Annotated in this window: 13 protein-coding genes and 1 other annotated feature; of the genes, 6 read left to right on the plus strand and 7 right to left on the minus strand. The window is 31.2% G+C overall.

What is annotated here, in order from left to right; all coding sequences use genetic code 11:
- The first annotated feature begins 43 nt into the window (after window positions 1–43).
- Window positions 44–1471 carry an MATE family efflux transporter gene (locus ACREVU_RS19210; RefSeq protein ID WP_431553209.1) on the plus strand — a complete coding sequence of 476 codons (1428 nt, stop codon included), beginning with the start codon at window positions 44–46 and terminating at the stop codon, window positions 1469–1471.
- A gap of 126 nt (window positions 1472–1597) precedes the next feature.
- Here the strand turns inward: ACREVU_RS19210 and ACREVU_RS19215 are convergent, their stop codons facing one another.
- On the minus strand, window positions 1598–2257 hold the full coding sequence (locus ACREVU_RS19215) for a Type 1 glutamine amidotransferase-like domain-containing protein (protein ID WP_431553210.1): 660 nt from the start codon (window positions 2255–2257) through the stop codon (window positions 1598–1600).
- 117 nt (window positions 2258–2374) lie between these two features.
- Complete coding sequence (locus tag ACREVU_RS19220; protein ID WP_431553211.1) at window positions 2375–2905, minus strand: GNAT family N-acetyltransferase; 531 nt, start codon at window positions 2903–2905, stop codon at window positions 2375–2377.
- Between the two features lie 486 nt (window positions 2906–3391).
- Window positions 3392–3643: a binding site (T-box leader), on the plus strand.
- Between the two features lie 61 nt (window positions 3644–3704).
- On the opposite strand from ACREVU_RS19220, the gene gltX reads away from it, so the two are divergent.
- Together gltX and ACREVU_RS19230 are read left to right on the plus strand one after the other, a co-directional pair.
- The gene (gene gltX, locus ACREVU_RS19225) at window positions 3705–5360 is read left to right on the plus strand and encodes a glutamate--tRNA ligase (RefSeq protein WP_431553212.1); all 1656 of its coding nucleotides are present in this window, start codon (window positions 3705–3707) and stop codon (window positions 5358–5360) included.
- Between the two features lie 105 nt (window positions 5361–5465).
- The gene (locus tag ACREVU_RS19230) at window positions 5466–7961 is read left to right on the plus strand and encodes an MBL fold metallo-hydrolase (protein WP_431553213.1); all 2496 of its coding nucleotides are present in this window, start codon (window positions 5466–5468) and stop codon (window positions 7959–7961) included.
- 45 nt (window positions 7962–8006) lie between these two features.
- Here ACREVU_RS19230 and ACREVU_RS19235 read toward each other — a convergent pair whose 3' ends face one another.
- Entirely contained in the window at window positions 8007–8870 is an 864-nt protein-coding gene (locus ACREVU_RS19235) for a metallophosphoesterase (protein ID WP_431553214.1), read from the minus strand.
- 353 nt (window positions 8871–9223) lie between these two features.
- Here ACREVU_RS19235 and ACREVU_RS19240 point away from each other — a divergent pair, with 353 nt between their 5' ends.
- On the plus strand, window positions 9224–9796 hold the full coding sequence (locus ACREVU_RS19240; protein ID WP_431553215.1) for a hypothetical protein: 573 nt from the start codon (window positions 9224–9226) through the stop codon (window positions 9794–9796).
- A 105-nt stretch (window positions 9797–9901) separates the two neighbouring features.
- Here the strand turns inward: ACREVU_RS19240 and ACREVU_RS19245 are convergent, their stop codons facing one another.
- The 4 genes from ACREVU_RS19245 to ACREVU_RS19260 form a co-directional block, all read right to left on the minus strand.
- Window positions 9902–11749 (minus strand): ABC transporter ATP-binding protein, encoded by a 1848-nt coding sequence (locus tag ACREVU_RS19245; protein ID WP_431553216.1) that lies wholly within the window; start codon window positions 11747–11749, stop codon window positions 9902–9904.
- A 45-nt stretch (window positions 11750–11794) separates the two neighbouring features.
- The gene (locus ACREVU_RS19250; protein ID WP_431553217.1) at window positions 11795–13597 is read right to left on the minus strand and encodes an ABC transporter ATP-binding protein; all 1803 of its coding nucleotides are present in this window, start codon (window positions 13595–13597) and stop codon (window positions 11795–11797) included.
- 554 nt (window positions 13598–14151) lie between these two features.
- The gene (locus tag ACREVU_RS19255) at window positions 14152–14964 is read right to left on the minus strand and encodes an SWIM zinc finger family protein (RefSeq protein ID WP_431553218.1); all 813 of its coding nucleotides are present in this window, start codon (window positions 14962–14964) and stop codon (window positions 14152–14154) included.
- Between the two features lie 23 nt (window positions 14965–14987).
- Window positions 14988–18017, minus strand: coding sequence for a DEAD/DEAH box helicase (locus ACREVU_RS19260; protein ID WP_431553219.1), 3030 nt, complete (start codon window positions 18015–18017; stop codon window positions 14988–14990).
- A 291-nt stretch (window positions 18018–18308) separates the two neighbouring features.
- Here ACREVU_RS19260 and ACREVU_RS19265 point away from each other — a divergent pair, with 291 nt between their 5' ends.
- Together ACREVU_RS19265 and ACREVU_RS19270 are read left to right on the plus strand one after the other, a co-directional pair.
- On the plus strand, window positions 18309–19202 hold the full coding sequence (locus ACREVU_RS19265; protein WP_431553220.1) for a chemotaxis protein: 894 nt from the start codon (window positions 18309–18311) through the stop codon (window positions 19200–19202).
- Between the two features lie 81 nt (window positions 19203–19283).
- Complete coding sequence (locus tag ACREVU_RS19270; RefSeq protein WP_431553221.1) at window positions 19284–20318, plus strand: homoserine dehydrogenase; 1035 nt, start codon at window positions 19284–19286, stop codon at window positions 20316–20318.
- Window positions 20319–20369: the final 51 nt, after the last annotated feature.

Below are 20369 nucleotides of genomic sequence, written 5' to 3' on the forward strand. Positions count from 1 at the left end.
AATACTTATGGTAACAAAAAATTCTTAAGGAGACGTGGGTTTCATGACAATGGGTAATGTAGCAGAAAGTAATAAAACATTTGGTGAGGAAAAAATTGGAAAACTATTATTTAAATTTTCCGTTCCAGCTATAATTTCTTTAATGGTATCAGAAATGTACAACATGGTGGATTCTATGTTTTTGGGGCAAGCCATAGGGGCTGATGCTATTGGTGCACTAACCATAGCTTTTCCAATTCAACGATTGTTTTTAGCTATATCAATGCTTATAGCTATCGGTGCTTCTACCTCTGTAGCAAGAAGCTGTGGAGATGAAGATTATGAAAATTTAAGAACTATAATACCTAATGCTATAGTTCTAATGCTTATAATAGTATGTACAATTAGTGCTGGTATTTTTATTTTTCAAGATACAATTATAAAAGGTTTAGGTGCTTCAAAAAATATATTCCCTCTTGCAAAAGATTATGTAAGTATAATACTACTTGGAGTAGTATTTCAATCTTTCACAGTAATCGCTTCATATATTATAACTGCTTTTGGCAATACCAAGATAGTTCTATTAAGTACTTCCCTTGGTGCAATTATCAATGTAATTATAGATTATTTACTAATAAATGTTTTTTCTTATGGTATAAAAGGTGCTGCTATAGCAACAGTAGTATCTCAAATAGTAGCTTTTATATATGTACTAACTGAATTTATGAAAATAAAAAGCAGCTTAAAATTTTCCATTAAATTAACTCTTAATAAAACAGTATCTATTGGAATAATATATGTGGGATTTTCAACCTTTATTGTAGAGATATCAGATGCAATTGTAGCTGCTATATTAAACAATTTACTGTCTTCTTATGGTGGAGATATGGCCATTGTAACAGTTGGATTAACTACAAGAGTTTCCATGTTTTTATTTATGACGGTAATGGGAATAAGCTCAGCTATGCAACCAATAGCCGCTTATAATTATGGTGCTGGAAATTATACAAGATTAAAAGAAGTTGTTAAAACATCTATCATTGCAGTGTCTGTAAGCTCAACTGTGTTGTGGGCAATATTTATGATTTTTGCAAAGCCACTTATAGGCATATTTATAAATGATAGTGCTATTATAGAATCCACAGCAAAGGCTTTTAGGATAATCATAGCTGTCTTCCCTTGCCTTGGGATATATTACTTGTCAATTTCTTATTGCCAAGCTATAAATAGGGTTAAAGCATCTTTCAAGCTATCTATTTATAGACAACTAATAATATTTATCCCACTAGTATATACCCTTGTAATGGGCTTAGATATGGGAGTACTAGGGGCTTGGCTTGCTTACCCAATATCAGATGTTATATCCTTCATTACAGCTGCAATATTCATTAAATATACTTACACTTCCTTAGAAATACTGGAGATGCATCAAATTTATAAGGTAAACAAGGCTAAATTTACAAAAGCTAGACTTGCTCATGCAAACATTTAGTTGTAAATATAAATATTTTTAAAGAAATAGCTTGTCCAAGTTGCCACTTGCCACGTGAGTGGCACTAAGGCATCCGAAAAAAACAACTAGTTATTATGCTAGTTTACTTTTTTTAGGATGCCTTAATTAAATTATTTTACCATTTTTTACTTTGACTCCCACTATATCTCCTTGTTTTATCATTTTTATATCCCCATAAAAATGCACTTTATTATTCATTACAATAATTCCATCGCCATCATTACATGCATAGACTGTGTTTCCTGTGTTTTTAGAGTATTCTTTTAAATCGACTAAATAATGACTGTCCTCATTCCAATGTGGCATAAAATCGAAATCAACAAGTGCTAAGGATGATAAATCTGATAATCCAACTATATCTTTGTCACCAAATTGTGCGGCTGATATATCTTTTGACATAAGTATTGCACCTGCACTTACTCCTATAATGTGACCACCATTTTCAACATATTTTCTAAGTCTAGTTATAAAATACCTTTTCTTTAGGTTATTCAAAAAATAATAGGTATTCCCCCCTGATAGATAGATTATGTCTGATTTAAATATTTTTTCTATTTTATCCATATTACAAAAATCATCTATGTCATAATAATCAACATTGAAATTTCCATATTCACTTAACTTATCTTTTGTTTTTTCAAAATGTTTTAATTCTTTATCAGTCATTGAAGGTATATAGCTTATAGTATATTTTTTATCAGAAAATATTTCTTTCATTTTTCTTTTCAAATTGACATTATCATTTTCAGTAAAATCACTGAGCATAATCAAGGCTCCCATATTATTATCATCTCGCTTTCATATTTCATACTTATATATTTATGCATTGCCTCTTAAATTTGTACCTGAAGTGCTAAAGTAGCATTAAATATAACTACGCTTTTATGAAAAATATTCTTCACTTAATAATCCCATAACAATTTCATCATAATACTTACCATCTTTGAAAATTTCTTTTCTTAGTCTACCTTCTTGTTTAAATCCACATTTTTCATAGCATTTAATTGCACGTTCATTAAAAGAATATACCTGCAATTTTATTTTATGTATATTCATCTGCTCAAAAATAAACTTAATTAATACCTTCATTGCATCAGTGCCATATCCTTTACCCCAGTAATCTTTATCCCCAATAAATATGCCTACAACTATAACGCTATTTTTCCAATCTATATTATTTATTCCACAGCCGCCTATATATTTGCTATCCACTAATGTCTCTATGGCAAAACTATATATTTCCTTCGTAGCTGACATTCCATCAAACCATTTCTGTTCATCTTCAAAGGTGAATAGATAAGGAATTCCTGGATGTAAAAGTCTCTTTAGCTCAGGATCATTTATAAAATGCTGGGCTAACTTCACATCTTCTTTTTTATATTCTCTCAATCTAATTTTTTTACCAGTATACATTAATACCATTCCCCCTTAATACTATATATTATATCTTGCCATAAGATATTCATCATCATATTTTAAATTGAAACAAAAAAGCTCCACGAAATCACTATGAAAGTGACTCCGTAGAGTTACCTACGTGTAGGATGGTTCCCTGTACCGCTAACATTTTGTTAGGTACACTCACTGTATATGTTATATATTATGGTATTGTCAATATATTGTCAATATGAAATCATAAAAAGTGCAAAATATTCTCACTATTATTATGTAGCATTCTAAAACTCTACACCTCTACTTAGTTTGAATAAAAATATGGACCACAGCTTCATGACAAACAATTCTGCAATTGATATTCTAACATTTCCATTAATAAACTACACATCTGTTAAACTAGTTTTTCTTTAATCTACACTTTAATTGATGAACTAATGATATGTTGACATTCTAAATAATGCATGTATAATTATAGTTAAACAATGAAATAATAACATTAGAATATATAATGCAATGAAAGAGAAAAGTAGGTATATTTCAATTTAAAGAGAACCAATGATGATGGAAATTTGGTGTTTGAAACTACAGAAAGAAGCTCTGGAGCAGTGGACTGAAATTTTTGAGTAAGTCCAACGGGAACTTTCCGTTAAAAAAGTACAGTATGAATATATACTGTTAATGAGTGGATTTAGGTATTGAAAGATACCTTTACATCAATTTAGGTGGTACCGCGGAAGTTTACCTTTCGTCCTATTATAGTATAGGATGAGAGGTTTTTTTTGCCATGAAATAATATAAACAAGAAAGGATGATTAAAATGGACAACATAAAACTAGCAGATTTACTACTCCCAAAAATAGATAAAACTCCAGAATACTATAATAATATCTACCCAGAAAGAAACCTTAAAGAAGGCGCTATGGTTACAAGATATGCCCCTAGTCCAACCGGCTTTCAGCATCTTGGAGGAGTATTCGCAGCTCTTATATCTGAGCGAACGGCTCACCAGAGTGGAGGAATATTTTATTTTAGAGTAGAAGACACAGATAAGAAAAGAGAGGTAGCTGGTGCCATTGAAGAAAGCACTAGAACTCTACGCGATTTTGGAATTTTCTTTGATGAAGGAGTTGTGGATTCTAAGAGTGAAAAAGGTGCTTATGGACCTTACAAGCAAAGCGATAGGATGGAAATATATCATGCCTATGTAAAAGATTTAATAAAAAAAGGCTTAGCTTATCCTTGTTTTTGCACGGAAGAAGAATTAGATGAAACCAGAAAAATCCAACAAGAACTTAAAATTAATACAGGCTATCATGGGAAATGGGCTATTCACAGAAATGCCACTTTTGATGAAATTAATGAAAATTTATCAAAAGGCAAACCTTTTGTTATAAGACTTAAATCTCCTGGTGATCCAAATAAAAGAGTAATTTGTAATGATTTAATTAAAGGCGATGTAAGTATGCCAGAAAATGATCAAGATATTGTGTTACTTAAAACTAATGGTCTTCCAACCTACCATTTAGCTCATGCTGTAGATGACCATTTAATGAGAACAACCCATGTTATACGTGGTGAGGAATGGTTTTCTTCTCTACCTATACATTTGCAATTGTTTGAAATGTTGGGCTTTACCGTTCCAAAATATGCTCATATTCCTACAATAATGAAAATGGATGGGACATCAAGACGTAAACTTAGTAAAAGAAAAGATCCAGAAATACGTGTAGATTATTATAAATCTGAAGGTTATCCTCTTGTTTCTGTAACTGAATATCTTTCAAATTTAATTAATTCTAATTTTCAAGAATGGAGAACAGACCATGCAGATGAGCCTTGTGCAAACTTTACCATTATACTTGAAAATATGAGCAAAAGCGGTGCACTATTTGATATCTTAAAACTTAACGATATGAGTAAGGATGTTATAGCTGCTATGAGCGCTGACACCGTTTATGACTTATACCTTGCTTGGGCTAAAGATAATGATACGAAAGTTGCGGGTTTACTTATCCAAAATGAGGATTATGCAAAGCAAATATTTAATATTGAAAGAGAAAATGACAAACCAAGAAAAGATTTTGTAAAATGGTTAGATGTAAAAGAACATATTGAATATTTCTTTGATGATTTTTATAAAAATAGTATTAGTGCTGGCACTAATTTCCCTGAGAATATATCAAGTGATGATATTAAAATAATCCTTGCGGACTATATAACTGTATATAATCATAATGATGATGCAGATACATGGTTTTCACGAGTTAAAGACCTTTCTGAAAAACTTGGATATGCAAAAAACGGAAGAGTTTATAAAAAGAATCCTGATTTGTATAAAGGTGTAGTTTCTGATGTTGCAGCAGTTATCAGAGTGGCCTTAACTAACAGAACACAAACTCAAGATTTGTATGAAGTAATGCAAGTTATGGGTGAAAAACGTGTTATTGAAAGATTAAGTCAAGATTTTATTTAGTAAATAAAGAACTTGCCAGGTAATACCCATGGGCACCCTGGCAATTTCTTTATTATTTATACTTTTTTATTTAATTTTAACTTATACAAGAGGAAGTGACTTAACATGAAACTATCATTTTTAGGTGGGGCCTATGAAATTGGTGCTAGTTGCATTTTATTTAAAATTGACAATAAAAATATATTAATGGATTCTGGCATACGTCAAAGTACCTCTAAAGATCCCTTACCTGATTTCAGGACAATACAAGAAATGGGTGGAGTAGATGCTATTATAATTAGTCATGCTCATTTAGACCATATTGGCAGTTTGCCTATAATAAGTAAAGAATATCCGAATGCTAGAGTATACATGAATAACATGACTAAAGATTTAGTAAGAGTACTACTATATGATAGTATTAAAATAATGAATAACAGAGATGCTGAAATTCCACTGTATGCTCAAGTAGATGTAGAGGATATGTTAAATAGAATCTTTACTATAAATTATGAAGTTCCCTTTGAAATTTTTTACAATTTAAAACTCACCTTCTACAATGCCGGTCACATAGCAGGCGCAAGCTGTGTATATTTACAAGGTAGTGAAGGCTCATTATTTTATAGTGGTGATTTTTCATTATTTTCTCAAAAGTCTGTAGAAGGTGCAAAAATCCCTAAACTAAGACCAGATATTGGTATTTTCGAATCTACTTATGCAGATAAACTGCATTCAAATAGGGAAATTGAAGAGGATCGCCTTATAGATATTGTTAATGATTGTGCTTGCAACAACGGGAAAATGATAATCCCTGCTTTTGCCTTAGGTCGTGCGCAGGAAGTTATACTTATACTTAAAAAAGCTATGAACTCTAAGAAATTAAAAAAAGTTAATATCTACATAGATGGCATGGTAAAAGACATTAATAGAGTTTACACATTTAATCCCCTTTACCTCAAAAACACTTTAGGAAAAAAAGTTTTAAGAGGTGTGGAACCCTTTTATGATGATAATATTATACCAGTAAAAAATAAAGAGCAAAGAGAGACCTTGCTTGATTCTAAGGAAAGCCTCATTATAATATCCAGTTCTGGCATGCTTACAGGAGGTCCTAGCCAATTCTACGCTGAAAAAATCGCTACTATGGACAATGGTTATATAGTTATAACAGGATATCAAGATGAAGAATCTCCGGGAAGGAAACTTTTGAATTTGCTAGAAACTAACAAGGATGATAGAACTCTCGAAATAAACGGCAGAATCATTCCCGTAAAATGTCGGGTAGAAAGAGTAGGCCTATCTGCTCATGGAGATAAAAGTGAAATTCAAGCTCTAATAGCAAAACTAACCCCTGATAATGTGTTTTTAGTACATGGTGATAGTGAAGTTATTAATAGCTTTGCAAAGGATGCTACAAAGGGTATACGTGGAAAACTTTTTGTGCCTAAATCTGGTGAGTCTTTTGATATGGAAGTTAAAGCTCCACGGCCACAATTAAGCAAACAAATTCCTGTGGTAATGAAATCAAAAGAACCACTAAATAAAGAAAATCTTAAAATACTATGGAGTTTTGTTCGTGAAAAATATATGGATAAATTTTTCACCATAGAAGAATTAACTTTTATATGGAGTGGTACAAAAATTCTTAAAGTCTTAGAGATAGACAAGTTTAAACTTGAAATTTTAGATTCACTTTATTTTGAAAGTGATTTAAGGCGGCTTTTCTTATTTAAAGCTAGAACTCCTGAAGACGTAAGGTTAGATTTAGTGCCTAAAACATTAAAAGCCAACGAAATAACTTCCATTACTTCCAAGTATTTAAGCGCCTTTCAATATAAAAAACTAGGTTTAAATCAAGAAGAAAGAGTCGCAATCCTATATTTTGATTTTCCAAGAAGAGTAGATAATTCTATTCATGAAGCTATTAAAAATATTGAAGAAAAAACAGGATGGAAATTTGAAATAAACGAGCAAATGAATTTGCAGTCTTCTGATAATCTTATAAAAAGCTTATTTAAAAATGCTGATATAAAAAAAATTTCATGTCACCTTAATGAAAATAAGATAATAGTAACACTAAAGTCATCTTTTGAAGTCACTACTCAGTTAAAAGAATTCAACAACCTCACTGGTGTAAATTTAGTAATTCAAAGTGAAAGTAACGTCTTATCAAATTCTATGTCAACTGATAATTATGCTATATTCAGTGAACACAGCAAAGCTCCTTTAGAGCAAAATATAAGTTTTCAGCTTATTGATGAAGCTTTTATGTATGAAGAATTTAAGCCTTATAAAAAAAGTATAAAGCATAATCATATGGGTAAATTTATAGAACTTACTTTTATTTCCCCAATCATTGGTAGAAAATATCTTAGTAAACTTGAAGCTCTATCAAAAGAAATAGCTTGGAATATAAACATAGCAACTTCTGTTAATCAAAATGCCATTATAAATTTAGTAGTGCAGCTATGTGATGATAATCAGGTGAATTTAAAAAAGAATCCCGCCTTTAATGAGGCTGCTTTAAAAGTGATTTTGAAGTGTGAGAGTATAGATGAGAATGTATTCCTCAAAATCAAAGAGACTTTTGAATATAACACAGGATGCACCTTAGAAATTTAGATGTCACCCAAGTGGAAAGTAGCAAGTTCTCACTCGGGTGATGCTCTATTTTTCCACTGCCTTTAATGTCACACATACTATTTCTGGTCTATTAAATACTCTTTGGGGAAAGACACTATTACCGAGTCCTCTACTTACTACCATAGTTATATTATCTTTTGTATACATTCCTTTGTAATACTTTGGCCAAAATCCTTGTCCAGGCGAAAAAACTCCTCCTATAAAGGGAATAATAAATTGACCACCGTGAGAATGGCCAGTAAAAGCAAGATCAATATTATTATTAACATAAAGGTCAAAAAACTCAGTTCTGTGAGAAAGTAGTATATTATAATACTTTTTATTATTGACAAGGAGCAATTCTCTTTTTATTATATCTTCATTGAAAAGAACTTTATATTGACCAATGGTACTGAATATAGGGTCATCTATTCCCGAAATCAGAATCTTTTCATTATCCTTTTCATAAAAAATAGATTCATTTCTTAAAACAAATACTCCCCTTTCTTTAAGCTTTTTTTCTAAAGATGCAAAATTACTAGACAATCCCTCGTGGTTTCCATTGACATAATATATTGGTGCTATGGATTTTATTTTATCTATAAGTAATAGCGCATTTTCTTCATTATATTTTCGTCTATCCACTAAGTCTCCTGTAATAACTATAATATTGGGCTTTTGTGATTTTATTTTTGCTACAAGAGTATTGTCATCTTTGTAAAAAACTTTGTTATGTAAATCTGAAATTTGAACAATCTTAAAATTGTTAAAAGCTATAGGCAGTGTATTGCTATTTATATTGTGCTTAGAAATTACTATATTATTGTTTTCGAAATAAGAAAAGCAACCTAAAAAGAGAATAATAACAATGATTATTATAAATTTTTTTGAAATAAATTTTTTAAACATAAAGATTACCTTGCCCTCTCAATTTTGTGAAATATCAACAATATGTGAAAATATCATGATTTTTAATATATTAAACTAAGAAATTTTGAATTTTAATTTGCTTTAATTATATCCTAAAGATTTACTTTTACAAACAAATTTAATTCATATTTTATAATTCAAATAATCTTCCAGAGTTCTGTTAAGCTGGTAAACATATTTTTACATAGTTATTTATCAAATTAATTATGTTATAATAAGTTATATTTATTTTAGTAAAACAATTAATTAATAGTAAATTTTTATTAAAATGGAGGAAGTGTAACTTAAGCCTAATAAAGACCGTTAATAACTTTGCGAAAGGATGATTTAGCATGAATGTTATAATCTCACAAGATAAAACCAAATATTTTCTTAATAGCTATTTCAAGTATTTATGGTTTAAATTTTTTATTATCCAGGAAATACTTTTTATTCTAGCTTGTTACTTTCAACACTACAACATATTAAGTTCTATACTAAGTTCTCTTATACTTATCCCTGTTTCCTTTGGCATTTCTAAGTTACTTCACAAAGAAAACCAAAAATGCGTTGTGGAATTCTATTACAAAAATGGCAGTAAATTCAAATCTAATATAAAAACCAATGATAAACTCACTATAATATGTAACCTTAAAAAGTTTAATGGTCCAACCTTTGGTGCTCTTACTTTGAGTAGGAACTCATTAATGTTTACACCCTTTAAAGAGAGCCTTAATAACGATAAGTTTATAATTAATAATATTAAAATGCCTAATGTCCATATATCTATTATGAATACAAAAGATTCATGGATTAACAAAGCATTTTTCAAAGGAAATCTTTATTGCTTAGAGGTTAAATTGAATAATAAAAAGCTTGTATTACAAATGCCTACTGATGATTTAAATAAAACCTTATTTTCATAAAAAACTAAAGCTTATTTTATTGTTTTAAAGTAAGCTTTAGTTCTAAATTTTAACCACTAGCATGTACAACTTGCCACTTGCCACGTGGGTGGCACTATTATTTTCCTAGGAAACCACAGATTTGCTTGCTAGCTCTTTTTCTTCAAGCAACTGATTGGTATATAGGGTATAGTAGTAACCTTTTTTTCTTAGTAGCTGCCTGTGAGTCCCTGATTCTGTAATCTTCCCATGCCTTATGACAAGAATTTTATCTGCAGACACTATTGTAGAAAGTCTATGGGCCACCACAAAACTAGTTCTATCTGAGAGAACTTTTTCTATGGCATTTTGTATCATTCTTTCTGTTTCAGTATCTATAGAAGAGGTAGCTTCATCAAGAACAAATAGTGCTGGATCCGCTACTATAGCTCTAGCAAAGGAAATAAGTTGCTTCTCTCCGGTGGATAGATTTCCTCCACCCTCACCAACTTCAGAATCATAGCCTTTTTCTAGTTTACTTATAAAACTATGAGCATTTACAAGTCTTGCTGCATTTTCAATTTCATCCTCCGTTGCATCTAGCTTTCCATATTTGATATTATCTCTAATATTTCCACTAAATAAATGTGGACTTTGAAGTACATATCCTATATTCGATTGAAGCCACAATAGTGATCTTTCTCTGTAATCTATTCCGTCAATTAATATTTTTCCACTACTTGGCTCATAAAATCTACAAAGCAAGTTTACTAAGGTACTTTTACCAGAACCGGTTTCTCCAACTAGTGCTATGGTATCACCTTTTTTAACCTTTAGGTTAAAGTTTTCAAACACTTTTTCACCGTTTTTATAGGAAAAGCACACATCTTTAAACTCAATATCACCTTGTATTTCTTCAAAGTTCTCTACTTTTGGATCAAACAAATCCCCGTACTTTTCAATTACATCCTCCCTATCCCATATTTCTGGCTCTGTTTCTATTAATGTTATTATTCTTTCTGCAGATGCCTGTGCATTCTGAAGTTCTGCAATGGTTCCAGCCAGCTGACTTACAGGGTCAAAAAACTGTACTGTATAAGCAATAAACATTACAAAAGTACCATAGGTTAGTGCTCCTGATATAACACTTTTCCCTCCTATCCAAAGAACAAAGCCTGCTCCTAAACTTCCCATAGATATAACAATTGGAAGAAAGAGAGCAGAAAACATAGCTGCTCTTACAGAAGAATCTCTCATATGCCCTGCATCAACATTAAATTCTTTCAAATTTTCTTCTTCTCGAACAAGAGTTTTGGTAGTCTTAGCCCCAGATACCTCTTCACTAAAATCTGCAGTTAATTTTGAATTTAATTTTCTTACTTTTCTATAAGATTTCAAAATTTTCTTTTGAAAAAACATTCCTATTAAAAATAAGGGTGGTACTACACTCATGCATATTAGTGTTAATCCTACATTATTATAAAGCATTACTCCTATAAACCCAATCATCATAACTAGCGCCCAAACCATGTCTATAAGTCCCCAGGATATTATTTCACTAAGTCTTGCTACATCTGAGGTCATTCTTGCCATAAGCCATCCCACTGATGAGTTATCATAATATGAAAAGGATAATTGTTGAAGCCTTTTAAACCCAAGCTTTCTTATATGATAAGCCAGATGTGTTTCAATCTTACCTGCATTTATTATAAATAATCTTACATTTAATGCTTGAAAAACAATTATGCAAAAGTAAACTATTGCAAAGATGGTAAGCCCCTGTGTTGTTTTCTTCATTATAAAATTATCGATGGCATACCTTGTAAGTAATGGCATTACAACATCTATTCCTGCCACACCTACCATTAAGAAAGCCAAAAATGCAAGTCCCTTTTTAAATTCCGTAAGGTATTTAAATAGCTTTCTCCATATTCCTATATCTATTTTTTCTGTAGATTTATTTCCCACTAATTTTTTTTCGTCATTACTAGCCATAATATCACCGCCCTTGAATAGTTAGTGTACCTGTTGTACACTGATTTACTCATTGCATACCTGCTTTTCATCATCTAGTTGGTCTAATGATGTCTGTATTTCCCATATTCTTTTGTAGATACCATCTTTTTTAATAAGGGTTTTATGGGTACCAATGTCTTCAATTTTTCCATGATTTAATACTATAATTTTATCTGCAGCCATAACTGTGGAAATTCTATGTGAGATTATGAAAGTAGTGCTACCTTTATTTTTCTTTTTAAGTTCTTCCCTTATAACCCTATCCGTTTCAGTATCCACTGCACTTAATGAATCATCAAATATTAATATAGGCATATCTTTTATAAGTGTTCTTGCAATGGCAACTCTTTGTCTTTGTCCTCCTGACAAGGTGACACCCTTTTCTCCCACTATTGTGTCATACCCCTTTTCAAAAGAATTTATAACATTATGCACAGCAGCTACTGTGGCTGCATTTTGAATTTCTATATCCTTTGAGTCTATCTTTGCCATTTTAATATTTTCCTTTATGGTTCTTGAATAGAGAAAGGGCTCTTGAAGCACTATTCCTATATTGCTTCTCATATGCTTTCTTTCAATATCTTTAAGCTCTACTCCATCAATTTTTATAGAGCCACTATCATAGTCATAAAGTCTTAATAAAAGATGTACTAGTGAGGATTTTCCTGAACCTGTTGGCCCAACAATAGCCACTGTTTCACCTTTCTTTACTTTAAAACTTATACCGCTCAGAATTTCATTATCACTCTCATATTCAAAGTCTACATTTTCAAAACTTATTTCTCCACTAATCTCTGGTTTTAGTGCTTTACCCTGTTCCTGTTCCACTGGCACATCCATAATATTTGTTATTCTCTGAAGAGAAACTGACATTTTCCCCATATCAGAAAGAATTCTGCCTAGTTGCCTTACTGGCCATAATAACATTCCTTCATAAGTATTAAATACCACAAGTGTCCCCAAACTTATTTCTCCATTAACTGCAAAGTATATACCTGATACTAAAACCAGACCAATTTGAGTCATGCACAGAACATCTGATGTAGACCAATAAGTTGAAAGTAGCTTTACTAAATTAAAATTCAAATCCCTATATTTCATGTTTTCACTTTCATATTTTTCAATTTCAAAGTTCTGTCTTCCAAAAGCTTTTACAACTCTAACTCCATTTAGATTTTCTTGAAGCACTGATGTTAAAACTCCCTCTTGAGCATCTGCTTTTTCAAATGTATTTTTTATTTTATAAAAAAACACATATGAAAATATAAAAATAATAGGTACTATAACCATTGCAATAACCGTCATCTTTTTATTCAGTGACAACATCATGATAATTGCAAAAGATACTATAAAAAATGCTCTTCCGATTTCCACCATCTGCGTTGCAAAAAATTTTCTAACGGTTTCAACATCTGAAGTGCATCTTTGGATTAAGTCTCCAGATTCTGCTTTTATGTGATATGCATAAGGCAAATTCTGAATATGATCATAAAGCTTCACTCTCATATTTCTTGCTATGTTTTCAGCTGCCTGGGCGGAAAGCTTTCCTCTAAGAAATAAGAAAATTCCTCTTACACAGGTTAATATTACAAGACTTAAAGAACATATCCATAAATTTCTAAGAAGCACTCCTGTACCGCCAACCAATGTTACTAGCCTTTCTATAGGCACCGGAACATCTAATGGTTTATTTCCTATTACAGAATCTATTGTTATTTTTATAATCATAGGTTCAAGCATTGCTATAAATGTAGCTGCTGCTATAGAAAGTATTGCAGTAAAATATAGTAGTCTATTACCCACCGTTAGCTTTAAAAGCTTCTTCATATAAACTCCCCCCTTATGGCCCACCACCAAGTAATATTTTGAAAATCTCAAGTGTGAAAATTATAATTCCATCCACTGAATTTTCTGTAGTCATGTTTTTTAATCATTTTCAAATCACTCCTCGTATTTAATAGAATAGAAGCTTTGTTTTTTATGCAAATTAAAAAGCCGAAGAATATATGTTCTACGGCTTTACCTATTAATTAGCTAGAAAAGATATGCTTAATATTATTACAAAGCAGTATCCTTTACCACTAATAGAAAAAGCCATAGGCACACAACCCACGGCTTATATAATTAATATAAATAACAAAATTATTTAATATTAAAGATTCATACCAAGATCGTGATTATATACTTTATTGAATCTTACTACAAAGTTCACACTTTCAAATGTAAATCTTTTATCCCTCAACATGGTCACGACCCCCTTTTTAATATTAGTTGTTGCCAACAAAATAATTATATACCCTAATTATATATATTACAATGTGAAAGTAAAAAAATTCAGATATATCTGAAAATTTTATAAACTCTATGAATCTACATTTTTTTTACTTTCCACCTAAATACTTTCTAGTCTCCTCTTCCGCATTTGTATATGCTGTCCTCATTTTGAGTCCAAACTCATCTTCACTAGTACAAAAATCTGGAATCCCCAATGTTTTTATAACCCCATGCTTAACTTCAGGAGTTACATAGGAAAAGGACATGTTAAATATATCTTCATCCAGCTCTTTATAACTGGCAAATTCTCTTTTCAAATCATAAATAGTTTTTTTTGATTTTAGTTGTTTTCTTACTTTTCTCTTAACCTTTTCGCTTTCACTCCCACTTCTCAAAATTCTCAAACCTTTTAAAAATTCATTTTTTTCCATGCCTCTTAATTTTAAAATTACAAAAGGGTCTTTATCAAATTCAAGCCCAAGCATATAATGAACTGCAGCTATATGTTTACAAGGATTTGCAGAATCTGGGCATGAACACTCCGTAATTAAATGTATTTGTTTTTTAGGAAATAGAGAAACCCCAGCTTCTTTAAAAGCTTCTTCTATATTTTCAGGCATTTCTCCATTTAATATCATGGCGCAAAATATAGCCTTTTGTGACATTACATTCATGATATTTTCCCATTGGTCTTTTGAGAAGACATCAATTTCCATATTTACCTTATAAGGTGTTGATCTACCACCCTGAACTTCTGCTTCAATTTCTCCCTTAGATACACGCATACTTAAAACATTACCAGCTCTTGCGTATTCCCGTCCTTTGTCAATTCTAGAACTTATAGTAAAACTTGAAATTGCATTATTCCATTTCTTAGACCACCAATTTATGCCAAATTCATTTCTTATTCTTCCAGGCAAAAGGCAACATCTCCTTACCGCTATCATTTATTTACTATATTGTCATGCTCTAATATAAATAGTTCTTTAAGTTCTTCATTGCTCATCTCTGAAATCCAGTTCTCATTTGTAGAAACTATACTTTCAGCAAGTGCTTGTTTTCGTTCTAGCATTTCATCAATTTTTTCTTCTAAAGTTCCCATACATATGAACTTATGCACATGAACATTCTTAATTTGGCCTATTCTAAAAGCTCTATCCGTTGCTTGATTTTCTACCGCAGGATTCCACCATCTATCAAAATGAAATACATGATTAGCTTTTGTAAGGTTTAGCCCAAGTCCACCAGCCTTTAGTGATAATACAAATATCATAGGCTCCTCTGTGTCGTTTTGAAAAATATTAATGAGTTCTTCTCTTTTCTTTCTACTAGTGCCTCCATGTAAAAATAGTGTTCTTACCCCTAGTTTTTTCTCTAGTTCTGTCTGCAGTATATGACCCATTTCTGCAAACTGGGTAAATACTAATGACCTATCACCTTCTTCTATAACAACTTCTAGCATTTCCAGAAGTCTCTCAAGTTTTCCAGAACGGCCTTCAATTTCACCGTTGTCCTTCAAAAACTGAACAGGATGATTACAAATCTGCTTGAACTTTGTTAGTGAAGAAATAATAAGACCCCTACGCTGAATGCCTTCAGAGCTATCAATTTTATTTAAGCAATCCACTACTACAGCCTGATATAATGTAGCCTGTTCCTTTGTTAAAGGGGCGTATTCCTTAGTCTCAATTTTCTCCGGTAAATCTTTAATAATATTTGCATCAGTTTTAAGTCTTCTTAGTACAAAAGGAGAAATTATTTTCCTTAGCTTAGTACTTTTTTTAGGATCTCCATCCCTCTCTATAGGCACTGCAAATTCACGTCTAAAGGTTGACCAATTGTATAGATACCCTTTGTTCAAAAAGTCCATAATTGACCATAAATCAGAGAGTCTGTTTTCAACTGGTGTCCCTGTTAACGCAACCTTATACTCTGCTTTAAGGGACTTTATGTGTTGCGTTTGTTTGGACGCACTATTCTTAATGTTTTGAGCTTCATCTAATATAATCCCTGCCCATTCTTGCTTTTGAAATAGTGCCTTATCCCTAACTATTAGGGCATAAGTTGTGATAACAACTTCATTTTTATGTATTCCCTCACTAAAAGCTTCATACCCCCACCTATTATCTCCGTGATGAATTGTGGATTTAAGACCTGGCGCAAACTTTTCAATTTCTTTTTTCCAATTTCCCACAACTGAAGTCGGACATATTATAAGTGTTGGTTTATCTGTCAACTTATTTTCTCTCTCGTAAAGCAAGAGACATATACTTTGTATTGTTTTCCCTAAACCCATATCATCAGCAAGGCAAGCACCTATACCATGATCTCGCAAAAATGTTAGCCAGTAAAAACCTCTCTTTTGATATTCCCTTAAAGTACCCCTAAATCCTTTCGGAATATCAACTTCATCTATACTATTGTGATCAAATAATTTTTCAAAAAAATTTCCCACGGCTTCTTGATTATCAATATTATCAACACTAACTCCTGGAATTATTTCCTCTTCGCTTAAGTTCAGTCTTAATAATTCTCCAACAGGAATCTTACCATTTAAACCTTTATTCATTTTCATCTTGGAAAGTGTCTTAATTTGATGTATATCAACCTGTACCCATTGACCCCTTAACTGGATAAATGGTACTTTCAAATTTGAAATCCTTTCAAATTCTTTCTCACTTATCTCACCTCCATCTAAGGCTAACTTCCAATCATATTCAAGAATAGTATCCATATTAAATGTACTCTTCGTTGCTAAATTACTATTTGTAGTATGATTTCTATCCTTCAATTTAACTGAAATCTTTGAAGGTTTTTTCCACCAAGCTGGTGCAATTATTCCAAAACCCTTTTCTCTTAAAAAATAAGCAGATTCTCTTAAAAATGAATAGGCCTCCTCCATAGATAATTTACACTCTACTGGTACTGCATCATAAAGACTCCTTTCAATAGGAATAAATACTTTTGATGCAACTGCTAAATCCTCTAGAAGTCTTTCTTGTGGATTATTAAATTTTTTATTTAAATAGGTTATAGTATCCAATGATTCTTCAAAAATCATTTTTGCCGGAAGCATAAGACTAAGGTCATCCTTTGCTTGAAGTACATATTCAATTGTCCACTCATCACCTCTACTAGGTGGAACAACCTTAAAACAAGTACGAAACTTAAAATTAGTGTTTTTTACCTTTATAGGTTCTATCCATTTCTTATACTCATTTAACATTCTAATTTGATTACTTGTCTCAATAAGAATCTCAGGACGTTCTGAAAAAAGAGATTTTATCCAGTTACTTCCTAAGTTACTAGAATCAGACTCTAGTTCTTCATTATCTTTGTTTATTTCACTACAACTATTTCTTACCATAGTATCAATCATAGTATCCATAAAATTACTCACCAATTTAGTAGCATTGGTGTATATAAATTCTTGATTTTCTAAAGGGAAATAAGCCTTACACTCTGTGGGCATGTTACTGCATAATGTCCTCTTTTTAACAACATACTCAGAATCACTTGTATGCCACCTCCACCTAGAATTCACCTTTTTATTTACTCTATCTATGGTTAAGGAAGGCAAATACTTATGTTTTATAATTAACTCAGCTGTAAATTTTGCCACTGTAATCCAAAACTTTAATTCGCTAGACAACTCTATCCCATTTAAATGATTTCTATCTATATTTAAAATCATATGAAATGAATCTAAATTATTAAAAGTAATACCTCTAATTTCTTTTTTAAGAAGCTGCTTCTTTATCACATCATATTTATATTTTCCACATCTTATTTCTGATGATTCGTTATTTGTTTTGTTACGCAGTTCAACAATCGAGGCCATATTCTCATATATTGGAAGTGCATTTTTAGGTAACCTACCTCTTCTTGTACACTTAGTTTCTCCATTTTGACCCCACAATATAAATGTGTGCTTACCTTCTGTAGTTTTTATCCATCCGCCATTTAATATCAATTTTCTTCACCCTCTAATAATGCTATTAATATTTTATTGCATACTATATAGTTTACCATATTTACATTGAAAATTTCAATTTTATATGTTGTTTTATTAATTTTAAATCATTTTACACCCTTAAACAATTGACTATATTGCTAAAATGTTATTAATTCATTAATCTCAAATGTTTAAGTAAAGTTATAAAGATTTTGTTCGAAATAATAACTATATAGATTTGTTTTAATAATTATCAATTAATTTTTTACTAAATCCTATGTTTATATACATTTGAAAGTGAGGAAAAGTATGAATAATAATATACTACTAGAATCTGGAACTGGTGAGCTTGAAATATTAGAATTTGTGATAAATAACAAACATTATGCAATTAACATTATAAAAGTTAAAGAGGTGATAAATGCCACTAATTTAACAAAGCTTCCTGATTCACATCCCGCTATAGCAGGACTTACACTATACAGAGATAAAATTATAACCTTAATAGATTTAAAATATGTGTTAGAAAAGCAGCATAAAAGTGAAGTTGAATCAAAAATTATTCTTTGTGAATTTAATAAAATTGAAGTTGCCTTTAGTATTGATAACATTGTAGGTGTTCATCGTATTAAATGGGAAAAAATAACTAAGCCTGATGACATCTCTGTTAATTCGCTAGTTATAGGAAATATTGTTTTAAATAATAAAATAATATTATTGTTAGACTTCGAAAAAATAGTTACAGATATCAGCCCCTCAACAGGCATCAGTGAGGATAAAATTGTGGATATAGCTTATAAAGACAGATCATCAGTTAAACTAGTACTCGCTGATGATTCTCCACTAATTCGAAAACTATTAAAGGATACTCTTATTAAGGCTGGATTTAATAACTTATTAATATTTGATGATGGAAAGCAAGTTTTAGACTATTTACTTAATTTAGTGGAGCATAAAAAAGAAAACTTTATGGATGATGTTAATGTACTAATAACTGATATTGAAATGCCACAGATGGATGGTCATACACTAACAAGAAAAATTAAAGAACATGGTATTCTAAAAAAATTGCCAGTTATACTTTTCTCATCATTAATTACGGGCGATTTAAAACATAAGGGAGAAGCCGTTGGAGCAGATGCACAGCTAAGTAAACCAGAAATTGGGAAACTTGTAACTTGCATTGATGAATTCACTAAATAGGTGTCACCCAATTGGGTGGCATCATTTTTGGTTTAATATAACTATGAAACTTAGATTATCAAAATAAAGGGAGATAATTTTATGAGAATTGCAGTAATTGGATATGGAGGCCTTGGAAAAGCATTTATAACTTTAATCAAAAATAAACAAGCTGAATTACATAGAGCTGAATATAATTTTCAAATAAATTATATTTTAAATTCAAGTGGTGGAATTTATGACCCAGAAGGAATAAATTGTGAAGCTGTCTCAATCTTTTCACTAAAGGGGAAGAATATAATTAATTATCCTAAAGGGGGCAGTTCCGAACTTGATTTTACTACATTACTTAAAAATAATGACGTTGATGTTCTAATAGAACTTACTCCAACTAATAAGGAAACTGGTGGAGCTGGTATGATTCATATTAAACAAGCCTTAGGAAGCGGTATTCATGTAATAACCGCAAATAAAGGGCCTATTCTATTAGCCTATAATGAATTACGTGAACTAGCTGTTAAGAATAATGTACAATTAGCTATCGGATGCACTACGGGTGGAGCTCTTCCTGCAATAAATGCTGGTATATTTGATTTGGCTGGTTCAGAAATTCTATCTATTGAAGGTATCTTAAACGGCACAACAAATTTCATTCTAAAAGAAATGGAAGATAATGCTGTAACCTACAATGTCGCTCTTAAAAAGGCACAAAAATTAGGCATTGCAGAAACTAATCCTACCTTAGATGTGGAAGGCTATGATACAGCATCTAAACTACTTATTCTTACCAATGTACTAATGCATAACAATAAAACATTAACTGATATTACTATAGATGGAATTACTAATATTACACCTAAAGATATAATCAATGCCAAAGCAGAAAATAAAAAATATAAACTTATTGGTAGAACTTGCAAAATCAACACCGAGCTATTAATGACCGTTAAGCTTGAAAAGCTTGAACCTAACCATGCTTTATACAAGGTAGAAGGCAAAAATAAAGCTGTAAGTTTTACTTCTGATACCCTTGGTGATTTAACCATTCTAGGAGGTGCCTCAGGAGTAACCCCCGCAGCCGCATCTATTCTTAGAGATTTGATTAATATTGCCAATGGGTATAAATTTTGCAGATAAATGTTCAACAAAACATAAAAAACTAATTGCCGATTTTGCAATTAGTTTTTT

The sequence above is a fragment of the Clostridium sp. genome (genome assembly GCF_050717535.1).
In the GTDB taxonomy this organism is placed as follows: Bacteria; Bacillota; Clostridia; order Clostridiales; family Clostridiaceae; genus Clostridium_AD.